The 13,518-nt window shown below is 73.8% G+C and carries 10 protein-coding genes; 6 read left to right on the top strand and 4 right to left on the bottom strand.

What is annotated here, in order from left to right; all coding sequences use genetic code 11:
* Window positions 1–180: 180 nt before the first annotated feature.
* The 3 genes from ACFY0O_RS07665 to ACFY0O_RS07655 are packed head-to-tail and all read left to right on the top strand — an operon-like array spanning window position 181 to window position 3,774.
* The gene (locus ACFY0O_RS07665; protein ID WP_388943993.1) at window positions 181–1,059 is read left to right on the top strand and encodes an ATP-binding cassette domain-containing protein; all 879 of its coding nucleotides are present in this window, start codon (window positions 181–183) and stop codon (window positions 1,057–1,059) included.
* Complete coding sequence (locus ACFY0O_RS07660) at window positions 1,031–3,118, top strand: YhgE/Pip family protein (RefSeq protein WP_388943990.1); 2,088 nt, start codon at window positions 1,031–1,033, stop codon at window positions 3,116–3,118. Before ACFY0O_RS07665 ends, ACFY0O_RS07660 begins: the two co-directional genes overlap by 29 nt.
* Window positions 3,119–3,132: 14 nt before the next feature.
* Window positions 3,133–3,774 carry a TetR/AcrR family transcriptional regulator gene (locus ACFY0O_RS07655; RefSeq protein WP_358898597.1) on the top strand — a complete coding sequence of 214 codons (642 nt, stop codon included), beginning with the start codon at window positions 3,133–3,135 and terminating at the stop codon, window positions 3,772–3,774.
* A 322-nt stretch (window positions 3,775–4,096) separates the two neighbouring features.
* Here ACFY0O_RS07655 and ACFY0O_RS07650 read toward each other — a convergent pair whose 3' ends face one another.
* From ACFY0O_RS07650 to ACFY0O_RS07635, 4 genes are all read right to left on the bottom strand, one after another.
* Complete coding sequence (locus tag ACFY0O_RS07650; protein WP_388943987.1) at window positions 4,097–6,523, bottom strand: transglutaminaseTgpA domain-containing protein; 2,427 nt, start codon at window positions 6,521–6,523, stop codon at window positions 4,097–4,099.
* Window positions 6,520–7,881 (bottom strand): DUF58 domain-containing protein, encoded by a 1,362-nt coding sequence (locus tag ACFY0O_RS07645; protein WP_388943984.1) that lies wholly within the window; start codon window positions 7,879–7,881, stop codon window positions 6,520–6,522. The genes ACFY0O_RS07650 and ACFY0O_RS07645 overlap by 4 nt, the downstream gene beginning before the upstream one ends.
* Entirely contained in the window at window positions 7,881–8,891 is a 1,011-nt protein-coding gene (locus ACFY0O_RS07640) for an AAA family ATPase (protein ID WP_388943981.1), read from the bottom strand. Before ACFY0O_RS07640 ends, ACFY0O_RS07645 begins: the two co-directional genes overlap by 1 nt.
* Window positions 8,892–9,028: 137 nt before the next feature.
* Window positions 9,029–9,643, bottom strand: coding sequence for a beta-class carbonic anhydrase (locus ACFY0O_RS07635; protein WP_388943978.1), 615 nt, complete (start codon window positions 9,641–9,643; stop codon window positions 9,029–9,031).
* Between the two features lie 278 nt (window positions 9,644–9,921).
* On the opposite strand from ACFY0O_RS07635, the gene rsmH reads away from it, so the two are divergent.
* From rsmH to ACFY0O_RS07620, 3 genes are all read left to right on the top strand, one after another.
* Window positions 9,922–10,851, top strand: coding sequence for a 16S rRNA (cytosine(1402)-N(4))-methyltransferase RsmH (gene rsmH / locus ACFY0O_RS07630; protein ID WP_358898633.1), 930 nt, complete (start codon window positions 9,922–9,924; stop codon window positions 10,849–10,851).
* Window positions 10,848–11,396, top strand: coding sequence for a hypothetical protein (locus tag ACFY0O_RS07625; RefSeq protein WP_388943975.1), 549 nt, complete (start codon window positions 10,848–10,850; stop codon window positions 11,394–11,396). Before rsmH ends, ACFY0O_RS07625 begins: the two co-directional genes overlap by 4 nt.
* Window positions 11,397–11,513: 117 nt before the next feature.
* The gene (locus ACFY0O_RS07620) at window positions 11,514–13,478 is read left to right on the top strand and encodes a peptidoglycan D,D-transpeptidase FtsI family protein (RefSeq protein ID WP_388943973.1); all 1,965 of its coding nucleotides are present in this window, start codon (window positions 11,514–11,516) and stop codon (window positions 13,476–13,478) included.
* The last annotated feature ends 40 nt before the right edge of the window (window positions 13,479–13,518 follow it).

Genomic DNA, 13,518 nt, shown 5'->3' with positions numbered 1-13,518 from the left:
GGTGCTGGCGGGTGGTGCCGGGCCGTGCGTGGTTTCCGTTGCTGGACCCATCGTGGCGCCCCCCACTGACAATCGCCCTGACCAGCACCTTTCCCCCCAAAGTCCCCCTGCTGTACCGACCTTGGCCCCGAACCTGCTAGTTTTTGAACTGACTGGTCAGTTCAAAAGGAGGGGGAGGACGTGGACAGCCCGCACGGTGCCGCCGTCACAGCCGAGGGCTTCGGACTCAAGGGCCCGCGCGGCTGGGTCTTCCAGGACATCGCGATCGACGCCGCACCCGGAGCGCTCCTCGCGGTGGAAGGCCCGTCCGGCAGCGGCCGTACCTGCCTGCTCCTGGCCCTCACGGGCCGGATGAAACCCACCGCCGGCCACGCCGAGATCGGCCGCCACCGCCTCCCGAAGAAAATGGCCGCCGTCCGCCGGATCGCCGCCCTCGGCCCCGTCCCCGGGGTCAACGACCTCGACCAGGCCCTCACCGTCGCCGAGCAGCTGCGCGAGGGCGCCATGCTCCAGCGCCGCTACGACGCCCCGCTGCGCTCCCTGCTGCGCCGCCGCGGCGCCCACGCCGCCCCGGCCGCCGCCCGGATCGAGCAGGCCCTGGCGGCCGCCGGGCTGGACCTGGCCACCCTGCCGAAGGGCCCGCGCACCTCCGTACGGGACCTGGAGCGACTGGAGGCCGTCCGGCTGTCGGTGGCCATCGCCCTGCTGGGCGACCCCCGGCTGCTGGCCCTCGACGACCTCGACCTCAAGCTCTCGGACGCCGAACGCGCAGAGGCCTGGGCCCTGCTCCGCTCGGTCGCCGCCCGCGGCATCACCGTCCTCGCGGTGTGCAGCGAGGCCCCGGACGACGTGACGGTGGTCCGTACGGGCGGGCGGACCCAGCCGGCCCCCGCCCCGAAGCCGGCCGCACCCTCCCTCACCAAGACGGACGCCGCGGACAACGACGACGCAGACAACCACGACGCGGACAACCACGACGCGGACAACCACGACGCGGACAACCACGACGAAGACACGAAGGGGGCGGACGATGCGCTCGCCGAAACTGGCCGCGCTTGAGCTGAAGCGGTTCGGGCGGGGGAAGCTCCCCCGGGCCGCCCTCGTCGCGCTGCTCCTGCTGCCCCTGCTCTACGGAGCCCTGTACCTGTGGTCGTTCTGGGACCCGTACAGCCGCCTCGACCAGGTCCCCGTGGCCCTCGTCAACGCCGACAAGGGCGCGACCGTCGGTGGCGAGCACCTCGACGTCGGCGGTGAGATCACCCGGAACCTGCGCGAGCGCAAGACCTTCGACTGGCGCGTGGTCAGCGCCGACGAGGCGGCCAAGGGCCTGGAGGACGGGAAGTACTTCCTCTCCCTGACCATGCCCGCCGACTTCAGCGAGAAGGTCGCCTCCAGCGGCGGCTCCGACCCCACCACCGGCGCCCTCCAGGTCCGTACGAACGACGCCAACAACTACATCGTCGGCTCGATCTCCCGCACCGTCTTCTCCGAGGTCCGCTCGGCCGCCTCCACCAAGGCCTCCCGCAAGTTCCTCGACAAGATCTTCGTCTCCTTCTCCGACCTGCACGACAAGACCGCCGAGGCCGCCGACGGCGCCGACAAGCTCAAGGACGGGGCGGGCAAGGCCGAGCAGGGCGCCAAGGACCTCGCCGACGGCCTCGGCACCGCCAAGGAGAAGTCCGGCGAGCTCACCGGAGGCCTGAACAAGCTCAACGAGGGCGCCGCCAAGCTGGAGACCGGCAGCCGAGAGGTCGCCGAAGGCACCCAGAAGGTCGCCGACCTGGCGAACGGCGCCGCCGACAAGGCCCGCCCCTTCGTCAAGGACCCCAAGAACCTCGCGGACACCGCCAAGCTGGTCGCCGACACCGCGCACGTCGTCAACAACCACCTCCAGAAGGCCGCCGAGCGCGCCCCGGCCGCCGCCGCGGCCACCAAGAGCCTCGCGGCCCTCGCGGACTCCCAGTACACGAAGTACTGCGCCAAGCCCGACCCCAAGCTGCCCGCGGGCCTCTGCGAGACCCAGAAGAAGATCAGGGACGACGCCGCCGAGGCCGCCCTGCTCACCGCCGACGCGAACACCGTCCTCGGCAACAGCAAGGGCGACATCACCAAGCTCCAGGGCCAGCTCACCGACCTGGAGACCAAGGCCCGCGAGCTCGCCACCAAGGCCCCGGGCCTGGCCGGCGACCTCAACGCCGCCGTGGCCAAGGCCAACGCCCTCAACGACGGCGCCCACCAGGTCGCCGACGGCATGGTCAAGCTCCACGCCGGCATCGGCACCGCCGCGGGCGGCTCCGGCAAGCTCGGCGAGGGCATGGGCAAGCTCGGCGACGGCGCCCAGCAGCTGGGCGGCGGCATGGTCAAGCTGGTCGACGGCACCGGCGAACTCGCCGGCGGCCTCCACGACGGCGCCGGCAAGATCCCGGACTACGACCAGCGCCAGCGCGACGCCCGTACGCAGGTCATGGCCGACCCGGTCCAGCTCGCCAGCGACCCCCTGCACAAGGCGCCCAACTACGGCACCGGCTTCGCCCCGTACTTCATCCCGCTCTCCCTCTGGGTCGGCGCGATGGTCGCCTACATGCTGATCGCCCCCATGAACAAGCGGGCCCTGGCCGCCGGCGCCTCCGCCTGGCGGATCGCCTTCGCGGGCTGGCTGCCCGTGGTCGGCCTCGGCGCCGCGCAGGTCGGCGCGCTGATGTCCGTACTGCACTGGGGCCTCGGCCTGGAGATGGCCCACCCGGCCCTGACCATCGCCTTCCTGTTCCTGGTCACCGCCTGCTTCGCGGCGATCGTCCAGTGGCTCAACGCCAAGTTCGGCGCCGCCGGACGCATCCTGGTCCTCGCGGTCCTGATGCTCCAGCTGACCTCGGCGGGCGGCACCTACCCCGTCCAGACCAGCCCCGGCTTCTTCAACGCCATCCACCCGTACCTGCCGATGTCGTACATCGTCGCGAGCCTGCGCCGCCTCATCACCGGCGGGGACCTCACCCCGGTGTGGCAGGGCGGCGCGGTCCTGCTCGCCTTCACCGCCGGGGCCCTGGCCCTCACCGCCCTCGCCGCCCGCGGCAAGCAGGTGTGGACGATGGACCGGCTGCACCCGGAACTGAGCCTGTAAGGGGCTGTTGACCTGTGAGAATCAGCGCCATGGAAAGCAGCAGCACCACCGCCGGCGGGGCCCGGCGGCAGGCCACGCGACAGAAGCTGTACGAGGCGGCCGTCACCCTCATCGCGGAACAGGGCTTCTCCGCGACCACCGTCGACGAGATCGCCGAACGGGCGGGCGTGGCCAAGGGCACCGTCTACTACAACTTCGCGAGCAAGACCGACCTCTTCGAGGAGCTCCTGCGGCACGGGGTCGGCCTGCTGACCGCCTCGCTGCGGGCGGCCGCGGACGAGACGGAGCAGCGCGGCGGCAGCCGGATCGAGGCCCTCGACGCGATGATCCGGGCCGGCCTGGTCTTCATCCACCGCTACCCGGCCTTCACCCAGCTCTACGTCGCCGAACTCTGGCGCACCAACCGCGCCTGGCAGGGCACGCTGATGGTGGTCCGGGGCCAGGCGGTGGCCGTGGTGGAGTCGGTGCTGCGGGAGGGGGTCGAGCGGGGTGAACTCAGCTCCGAGATCGACGTGCCGCTGACGGCGGCGGCCCTGGTCGGGATGGTGCTGGTGGCCGCGCTGGACTGGCAGGCCTTCCAGAGCGAGCGGTCGCTGGACGACGTGCACTCGGCGCTGTCGCTGCTGCTGCGGGGGCGGGTGAGCGGCAGCCGCTGACCCTCCGGGTGACCCCCGGTCGGCGGTGCCGTGGCCGGGCCCCGGCGGCGTAGAACTGAGTATCCGTACCTAGGTGCACAGATGAGTACCCGTACGGATGGGCTCCCACCTGCGGAAACCGCAGACTGGGGGTCGGGGACACGGGCAGGCCGGCCGGCCCGCACCGCGGACACGGGGCCGCGGAGCGGGCGGCTGCCGCCCGGGGAACAGGACGCCGGTGCGGCGGGGCTCGGGGGGAACGAGCCCGGCCGCACCGGCGTTCTCCGTCTCCCCGCCCCGCCAGCCTCAAACGCCGGCGGGGCTGAAACCAGCCCCGCCGGCCTCAGCCCCGGGTGCGGAGCGGGACGCGGAGGCGGCCGATCAGCCGGGTCAGGGTCGCCGACGCGGCAGACAGGCGGGCCGACGCGGCGGCGGTCAGCCGGGCCGCCGAGCGGGGCAGCAGCAGCGCGCGGAGGCGGGAGCGGCGGCCGACGCCGGCCAGCAGGGACGCCCGGGCCGCGAGGACGTCCGCGGCCAGACCCCCGTACGCCCCCGCCGCACCCGGCGGCGCGTACAGCGCCCGCTCCACCGCGCCCGCGACCCGGTGCACCGCCTCGGCGGCCTCACCCTCCAGCCGCCCCAGCAGCACGACCCGCCCCGCCGCACCGCGCGGCGACAGTGCCCCGTCGGGCGGGATGCCCACGTCCCAGGCGCAGTCGCCCAGCTCCCGCCAGGCGGCCAGGACCTCACCCGAGCCCAGCCGCCGCTCCCGCACCCGCCGCCGCCACAGCAACGGCAGCAGCGGAACGGCCGCCACCAGCAGCACCACCGCCGCCCAGCCGAGGACCGCGCCCGCCGGCACCCCGCCGGACCCGGACCCGGTGCCCTGCTGGGCCACCGGCCCCCCGCACTCGCCGAGCTTCTTCTGCTCCGGCGGGCACGCCTCGCTCTGCGAGGGCGCCGCCGACGGCGCGGCCGCCGACTGCGAGGGCGCCGCGGACGACGCGGACGGCTGCGGGGCCGGGGCCTCCGGGCGGCCGTAGTCCGGCAGGGTGATGCCCGAGCGGGGCGTCGGCTCGAACCGGGTCCAGCCCACGCCCTCGAAGTACAGCTCCGGCCAGGCGTGCGCGTCCCGCATCGAGACGTTCACCGTGCCGTCGGACTGCTTCTCGCCCGGGGTGAACCCGACCGCGACCCGGGCCGGTATCCCCAGCGTCCGCGACATCGCCGCCATCGAGAAGGCGAAGTGGACGCAGAAGCCCTCCTTGTCCTCCAGGAAGCGGGCGATGGCCTGCGAACCCGTGCCCGAGGACACCTTCGTGTCGTAGCGGAACCCGCCGCTCACGGCGAAGAAGTCCTGGAGCTTCACCGCCCGCGCGTAGTCGTTCGTCGCGCCCTGCGTGACCCGCCGCGCCGTCTCCGCCACCACCGGCGGCAGGTTGTCCGGCAGCTTCGTGTACTCCGCGTGCACCGCCGCGTTCGCGGGCGGCGCCGACTGCAGCTGCTCCGCCGTGGGCCGCAGCAGCAGGCTCCGTACGGTGTACTGCGCGCCCTGCACGTTCTGGAAGCGGTCCTTGCCCAGCTGGTCGCCGACCAGGGTCCGGCCGACCGGTTCGAAGCGCCACTTGCCGCCGATGTCGACCTGCGTCGCCGGGTACGGCATCGGCAGGTAGCGCTGGGCGTAGGTGTCCGCCGCCGAGACGGTGGTACGGACCTCGACCGCGGACCGGCGGACCTCCTCGGTGAGCCCCGACGGGCTGGGCAGCCGCTGCGGGACGTCCGTCAGCGGGCGGGCGGACGCCTCCCACTTGACCCCGTTGAACTCGTCGAGCGCCAGGATCCGCAGGTACTGCTCGCCGAGCTGCGGGCTGTCCGTGCGGTACTTCATCACGACCCGGTTGTCCTGGGCGTTGAGGCTGCTCTGCAGCGAGACCAGCGGGTTCACCGCGGAGATCGTGCCGCCGCCCCCGCCCGCCGAAGCGGCGTCCTCGCCCGGGTTGCCCAGCATCCCGCCGCCGAGCGACGGCAGTACGGCCGGCACCGCCAGCGCCAGGCCCAGCGCGACCGCGCCGATCCGCCGCCCGGTGCGCACGGGGGCCACGGCGCGGGTGCCCCCGGCCCCGTTCGCGCCGTAACCGGAGCCGGCGGAGGCGGGGGTGCGGGCGTTCGGGGCCGCGCCGAAGACCCGCCCCCACTGGGCCAGCCGGTCGCGCCCCTCCGACAGCAGCATCATCAGGTAGCCCGCGCCGGCCAGCAGGAACGCGATCCAGGGCTGCCCGCGCCCGTCCGAGAGCCCGGCGGCGACCGAGTACAGCGCCAGCAGCGGCAGTCCGGCCGCCGCGGCCGTCCGCAGCGTCACCGCCAGCGCGTCCACGAGCAGCCCGATCAGCAGTACCCCGGCGAGCAGCAGCAGCCGGATGCCGTCCGTCAGCGGCGCCGGTATGGCGAACTCGCCGACGTCCCGCACGCCCTGCTGGAACAGCCCGGCGAAGTCGGTGACGAGGAAGGCGAGCGGCCCGCTCCCGGTGGACTCGGCCTTCCCCGCGAAGAGGAAGGCGAGCAGCAGCAGCGACACCAGCAGCTGCGCGCCCACGGTCAGCGACTTGGCGAGCGGTACCCGCCGCGCCCCCGCGCCCACCGCGGCCTGCACGGCCAGCAGCAGCGCCGCCTGGACCAGCCAGCCGGAGGTCTCCACCAGCGGGGCCAGCGACCAGGCGGTCAGCAGGGTCGCCAGCGTTCCGAACAGCGTCACGCGCGTCCGCCCGCTCATACCGTGCCTCCCGGGTTCCGCGGGCCGACGGGGACGTTCCCGGCCTGCCGCCACAGTTCGGCGAAGGCCGCGCCGGGCGGTACGGCCAGCGCCGTCCAGCCCGCGTCGCGCAGCCCGCGCAGCCGTTCCTCCACCCGCGAGGGCGCTCCGGCCCACAGCGCGGGGTCCAGCACGAAGGCGATCGCGGCCGCGCTGCGCTGCCGCATCCGGGCCGCCAGCTCGCCCTGTGCGTCGTCGAGGTCGCCGAAGAAGGCGACCAGCAGTCCGTCGCCGCCCGGGGAGCCGGTGCCGGTGCCGCCGCGCAGTGCGCCGTAGGCGCGGTCCAGCCCGCTCCCCTCGGAGTGGCCGACGACCGCGAGGGTGTCCATCATCAGGCCGGCCGCCTCGGCGGACTCCGGGCCGCCCGCGGTGCTCCCGCCGGCGAAGGCGCCCGCGCCGGGCACCGCGTCGCCGGTGTCGGTGAGCAGCCGGGCGGCGAAGCCCTGCTCCAGGACGTGCAGCAGGGTGGAGGCGGCGGCCGACACCGCCCACTCGAAGGCGGAGTCGGGGCCGGCGCCCTCGTAGGCGAGGTGGCGGGTGTCCAGCAGGACGGTGGCCTTGCTGCGCTGGGGCTGTTCCTCGCGGCGGACCATCAGCTCGCCGTAGCGGGCGGTGGAGCGCCAGTGGACGCGGCGCAGGTCGTCGCCGCGCCGGTAGGTGCGGGGGATCACGTCGTCGTCGCCGGCCAGGGCCAGGGAGCGGCGGGCGCCGTCGCCGTGGCCGCCCGCCTCGCCGGTCATGCGGACCGGGGGCAGGGGCTGGGTGCGCGGGACGACGGTGAGGGTGTCGTAGGCGCTGAAGGAGCGGGTCAGCTCGACCATGCCGAAGGGGTCGGTCAGCCGCAGCTGGAGCGGGCCCAGCGGGTAGCGGCCGCGCAGGTCGGAGCGGACCCGGTAGGACACCTCGCGGCGCCCGCCGGGCTCGACCCGGTCCAGTACGAAGCGGGGGCGCGGCCCCAGCACGTACGGCACCCGGTCCTGGAGCATCAGCAGCCCCGTGGGCATCCGGGAGACGTTCTCCAGCCGCAGCTGGACGCGGGCCTCGCCGCCGGCGGGCACCCGCGGCGGGGTCAGCCGGCGTCCGGCGGTGACCTGCTGGCGGGTGCGGTGCAGGGCGACGACGCAGATCAGCGGCAGGACGACGAGCAGCAGCCCGACGCGCAGCAGCTGGCCCTGCCCGAGGACGTACGCGCAGACGGCGGCGGCGGCTCCGGCCGCCAGGAACGAGCGGCCCCGGGTGGTGAGCCCGGACAGCGAGGCGCGCAGCCCGCCCGGGATCCCGGCCTGCCCGCCGGCGCCGTTCGGGGCACCGGCCGCCATCAGAAGCTCCGGGCGCCCGCGCCGGGCGGGACCTCGCCGCGCGTGTGCGTGGCCGGGACGGGGGTGCGCTGGAGGATGTCGTGGACGACCTGCTCGGAGGTGCGCCGGCCCAGCTGTGCCTGCGCGGTGGGCAGGAGGCGGTGCGCGAGGACGGGCGCGGCCAGCCGCTGGACGTCGTCGGGCAGGACGTAGTCGCGGCCGGACAGGGCGGCGGAGGCCTTGACGGCGCGCAGCAGGTGCAGGGTGGCGCGGGGGGAGGCGCCCAGGCGCAGGTCGGGGTGGCTGCGGGTGGCGGAGACCAGGTCGACGACGTAGCGCTTCACGGGGGCGGCGACGTAGACCTCGCGGACGGCCTCTATCAGCTTGACGACGTCGTGGGCGTGCGCGACGGCGGTGAGGTCGTCGAGCGGGGAGAGCCCGCCGTGCACGTCGAGCATCTCCAGCTCGGCCTCGGGGCTGGGGTAGCCGACCGAGACGCGGGCCATGAAGCGGTCGCGCTGGGCCTCGGGGAGGGGGTAGGTGCCCTCCATCTCGACCGGGTTCTGGGTGGCGACGACCATGAACGGGCTGGGCAGCGCGTAGGTGGTGCCGTCGACGGTGACCTGGCGTTCCTCCATCGACTCCAGCAGCGCCGACTGGGTCTTCGGCGACGCCCGGTTGATCTCGTCGCCGATGACGATCTGCGCGAAGATCGCGCCGGGCTTGAACTCGAACTCGCGGCGCTGCTGGTCGTAGATGCTGACGCCGGTGATGTCCGAGGGCAGCAGGTCCGGGGTGAACTGGATGCGCTGGACCGAGCAGTCGATGGACTTGGCCAGGGTCTTGGCCAGCATCGTCTTGCCCACGCCGGGCACGTCCTCGATGAGCAGGTGGCCCTCGGCGAGCAGGACCACCAGCGCGAGCCGGACCACCTCGGGCTTGCCCTCGATCACGCGCTCGACCGACTGGCGGACCCGCTCGGCCGTGCTGGTCAGATCAGCGAGGCTCGCTCGGTCGTCGTACGTGGTCACCTGGTTCTCCTCGGCCCTTTGCCCAGGGCCGACGCGCATGGCGCACGGTCCGGCCCGCCCCGAAACACGGACACCACCCCGGAGGGTTTCCGGGTGACGTCTCACCGCATTCTTGACGGCGCCGGGCGCTGTGTCACTCAGGTGGCCGGATCGATCTCCCGCAGGAGCCCGGTGTGCACGTCGAAGACGAAGCCTCGCACATCGTCCTTGTGGAGCAGGAACGGGTTCGTCCGGACCCGCTGCATGGACTGCCGCACGTCCTGGTCCACGTCGCGGAAGGCCTCGACGGCCCAGGCGGGGCGCTGGCCGACCTCGTCCTCCAGCTCGTGCCGGAAGTCCTCGGTCAGGCTTTCGAGACCACAGCCGGTGTGGTGGATCAGTATCACCGAGCGGGTGCCGAGGGCACGCTGGCTGATGGTGAGGGAGCGGATGGTGTCGTCGGTGACCACGCCGCCGGCGTTGCGGATGGTGTGGCAGTCGCCCAGCTCCAGGCCGAGGGCCTTGTGCAGGTCGAGACGGGCGTCCATGCAGGCCACGACGGCCACGCGCAGGACGGGGCGGGCGTCCATGCCCGGGTCGCTGAAGGCGGAGGCGTAGCGGCGGTTGGCCGCGACGAGCTTGTCGGTGACGGACTCGCCGCCGGATGCCGTGGGCGCGGAGTGTGCGGGCAGGGATGCGGATGTCGTCATGCCTACGACGTTAGTGGTCACCGGCCGCCCGGGCAGGGGGTGAGGACGGACAAAGAAGGTCAACCATGATTGTTGTGAGCTAACCCACAAGGGTGCGAAGGAGTCCGCCGACCGGGTGATTCACGGCTTTTGCGGGTGCGTCGGGGCGGGGGCGCACCGCGTGCGGGGCGGTTCGTTGACCGGGGCGGGCGTTGCACTAAAGTGACGCGAACCGGCCGGAGCCCGGCCCCACCGGCCGCCCCGGCCCCCTGGTAACACTCCGCGTGCGCGGCGCGGCGTATGCCTGCCGCGCCGTTATCTGAGAGGGCGCTTTGACTAGCGAGTCCCGACATGTCCCGGTGATGCTCCAGCGGTGCCTGGACCTGTTGGCCCCGGCGCTGGAGAGGCCGGGGGCCGTCGTCGTCGACTGCACCCTCGGCCTCGGCGGCCACAGCGAGGCCCTGCTGACCCGGTTCCCCGAGGCGCGCCTGATCGGCCTCGACCGCGACAAGGAGGCCCTGCGCCTCTCCGGCGAGCGACTGGCCCCCTTCGGCGACCGGGCCACCCTCGTCCACGCGATCTACGCCGACCTCGCCGAGGTCCTCGACGGCCTGGGGCTCCCCACCGTCCAGGGCATCCTCTTCGACCTCGGCGTCTCCTCCATGCAGCTCGACGAGGCCGACCGCGGGTTCGCCTACGCGCAGGACGCGCCGCTGGACATGCGCATGGACCAGACGACCGGCATCAGCGCCGCCGAGGTCCTCAACACCTACGCCCCCGGCGAGCTGGTCCGCATCCTGCGCCAGTACGGCGAGGAGAAGCAGGCCAAGCGGATCGTCTCGGCGATCGTGCGCGAGCGCGCCAAGGAGCCGTTCAGCAACAGCGCCCGGCTGGTGGAGCTGATCCGCGACGCGCTGCCGCAGGCGGCCAAGCGCACCGGCGGCAACCCGGCCAAGCGGACCTTCCAGGCCCTGCGCATCGAGGTCAACGGGGAGCTCGCCGGGCTGGAGCGGGCCATTCCGGCCGCCGTCGACCGGATCTCGGTGGGCGGGCGGATCGCGGTCCTGTCGTACCACTCCCTGGAGGACCGCCTGGTGAAGCAGGTCTTCACGGCCGGGGCCACCTCGACGGCGCCGCCCGGGCTGCCCGTGGTCCCGGAGAAGTACCAGCCGAAGCTGAAGCTCCTCACCCGGGGCGCGGAGCTGCCCACCGAGGAGGAGATCGCCGAGAACCGGCGGGCCGCCCCGGCCCGGTTCCGCGGCGTCGAACGGATCCGCGAGGCGCGGCCGTGACCAAGGCCGGGAAGGTGGCCACGCTGACCCGCGGCGGGGCGGCCCGCCTCGTGCGGGGCCGCTCCTCCGGGGGCCGCCCCGCCGCGGGCGGCCCCGGCGGAGCCCGGCAGGCGGCGCGGATGCCGTTCGTGCTGCTGGTCGTGGCGTTGCTGGCGGGCGGCCTGATCAGCCTGCTGCTGCTGAACTCGGCGCTCAACCAGGGGTCCTTCCAGCTGAGCCGGCTGAAGAAGGAGACCACCGCCCTGACCGACGAGCAGCAGGCGCTCCAGCGGGACGTCGACGGGTACTCCGCGCCCGACGCGCTGCAGCGGCGGGCCCGTGAGCTGGGTCTGGTGCCGGGCGGCAGCCCCGTCTTCCTCGGCCCCGACGGCAAGACGGCCGGCACCCCGGTGGTGGCCGAGGCCCCGCCCCCGCCGTCCCCGGCCCCGGCGCCGACCCCGACGCCCACGCCGCCGTCGGCCCCGGCCGCCACGCAGAACCCGGACGGTCCGGCGGGTCCGGCCCCGAGCGGGACCCCGCTGCCCACCCCGACCCCAGGCAGGTGACGTCGTGACGCGGTTCCCTGCGGGACTTCTCCCCGCCCCGCCCTTCCTCCGTTCCCACCCCGGCCGAAATCCAAGGAGCCTCGGCGGAGTTTCCCCGGGCCGTCGCGGAGCGCACCGGTGAGCCCCAAGGAGCCCCCGCGGCGGGTGCCGGGGCCGGGGCGGCCCCGTCCGGCCGGGCGGACGCCCGCGCCGCGGGCCCCGCACACCATCCGGCTCGGGAGCCCCAAGCCCCGCCTGCGGCTGGTCGGTGTCGCGCTGACCCTCGTGATGCTCGTCTTCGTCGTCCGGCTGCTCCAGGTGCAGGCCGTCGACGCCTCCGCGTACTCCGCCAAGGCCACCGAGAACCGCTTCGCCAAGTACGTCCTGGCCGCCGAGCGCGGAGAGATCACCGACCGCAAGGGCGTCGCCCTGGCCACCAGCGTCGACGCGTACGACATCACCGCCGACCCGAGGATGTTCACCCCCCAGGAGAGCAAGGCCCCCGACGCCCCCGAGCAGGCCGCCGCCCTCCTCGCGCCGATCCTCGGCAAGGACGCCAAGGAGATCGCCGCCCGGCTCAGGACCAAGGACACCCGCTACGTCGTCCTGGCCCGCCGGCAGACCCCCCAGGTCTGGAACCAGATCAAGGACCTCAAGAAGCTCTTCGCCGACAAGGCGGCCGCCGACAAGCGGAACAACGGCCCCGGCGCCAACGTCATCGCCGGGGTCTTCAACGAGAACAGCAGCAAGCGCGTGTACCCGAACGGCGACCTCGCCGCCGGGATACTGGGCTACGTCAACGCCGAGGGCAAGGGCGCCGGCGGCCTGGAGTCCGCCCTCGACAAGAAGCTGGCCGGCAAGGCGGGCGAGATCACCTACGCCCAGTCCGGCGGCCGCCGCGTGCCCACCGCCGGGTCCCACGAGAAGCCCGCCGTGCCCGGCGAGGACGTCGAGCTGACCATCGACCGCGACATCCAGTGGGCCGCGCAGAGCGCCATCGCCGAGCAGGTCGAGAAGTCCGGCGCCGACCGCGGCTACGTCGTCGTCCAGGACACCCGCACCGGCGAGGTGCTGGCCATGGCCAACGCCCCCGGCTTCGACCCCAACGACCTGACCCGGGCCAAGTCCGCCGCCATGGGCAACGCCGCGCTCCAGGACGTCTACGAGCCCGGCTCCACCGCCAAGGTGATCTCCATGGCCGCCGTCCTGGAGGAGAAGAAGGCCGCCCCCGACACCCACGTCGAGGTCCCCAACCGGCTGCACCGCGGCGACCGGCTCTTCAAGGACGACATCGACCACCCCACCTGGTACCTGACCCTCAACGGGGTCCTCGCCAAGTCCTCCAACATCGGCACCATCCTGGCCACCGGCCAGCTCGGCGCCACCCAGCCCGAGGCCAACAAGGTCCTGTACTCCTACCTGGACCGGTTCGGCATCGGACGGCCCACCGGCCTGAACTACCCCGGCGAGTCCCGCGGCATCCTCGCCAGGCCGGAGGCCTGGTCCACCTCGCAGCAGTACACGATCCCCTTCGGCCAGGGCCTGTCCCTCAACGCGATGCAGGCGGCCTCCGTCTACTCCACCGTCGCCAACGGCGGCGTCCGCGTCACCCCCACCCTGGTCCGCGGCACCAAGGGCCCCGACGGCCGGTTCACCCCGGCCCCCGCGCCCGAGAAGACCCGGGTGATCAGCCCGCAGACCGCCAAGACCCTCTCCGAGATGCTCGAATCCGTGGTCGACGACCAGGAGGGCACCGGAACCAAGGCGAAGATCCCCGGCTACCGGGTCGGCGGCAAGACCGGCACCTCCAACCGGGTGGATCCGGCCACCGGCCGCTACAAGGGCTACACCGCCTCCTTCGCCGGTTTCGCCCCCGCCGACGACCCGCGGATCACCGTCTACTGCGCCATCCAGAACCCCACCAAGGGCAGTTACTTCGGCGGCCAGATCTGCGGCCCGATCTACAAGACCGTCATGGAGTTCGCACTCAAGACCCTCCAGGTCGCACCCACCGGAGCCGCCCCCGCGGGGCTCCCGGTGACCTACGCGTCCGCTCCGCCGGCCGCCGCCGCGCCGACCGCGCAGCCCAGCCCGCAGCCCTGACAGAGAACCGACCGTCCCACCACCCACGCGTGAGGCTCCA

The sequence above is a fragment of the Streptomyces sp. NPDC001594 genome, from assembly GCF_042893675.1.
In the GTDB taxonomy this organism is placed as follows: domain Bacteria; phylum Actinomycetota; class Actinomycetes; order Streptomycetales; family Streptomycetaceae; genus Streptomyces.
Note: the sequence above shows the minus strand (reverse complement) of the source record. Positions and strands in the feature narration are given on the sequence as shown.

What these genes read in the sequence shown, in the direction of transcription:
- ACFY0O_RS07660 (WP_388943990.1), top strand. Translation starts at nt 1,031, where the DNA reads ATGCGCTCGCCGAAACTGGCCGCGCTTGAGCTGAAGCGGTTCGGGCGG.
- rsmH (WP_358898633.1), top strand. Translation starts at nt 9,922, where the DNA reads ATGCTCCAGCGGTGCCTGGACCTGTTGGCCCCGGCGCTGGAGAGGCCG.
- ACFY0O_RS07645 (WP_388943984.1), bottom strand. Translation starts at nt 7,881, where the DNA reads ATGGCGGCCGGTGCCCCGAACGGCGCCGGCGGGCAGGCCGGGATCCCG.
- ACFY0O_RS07650 (WP_388943987.1), bottom strand. Translation starts at nt 6,523, where the DNA reads ATGAGCGGGCGGACGCGCGTGACGCTGTTCGGAACGCTGGCGACCCTG.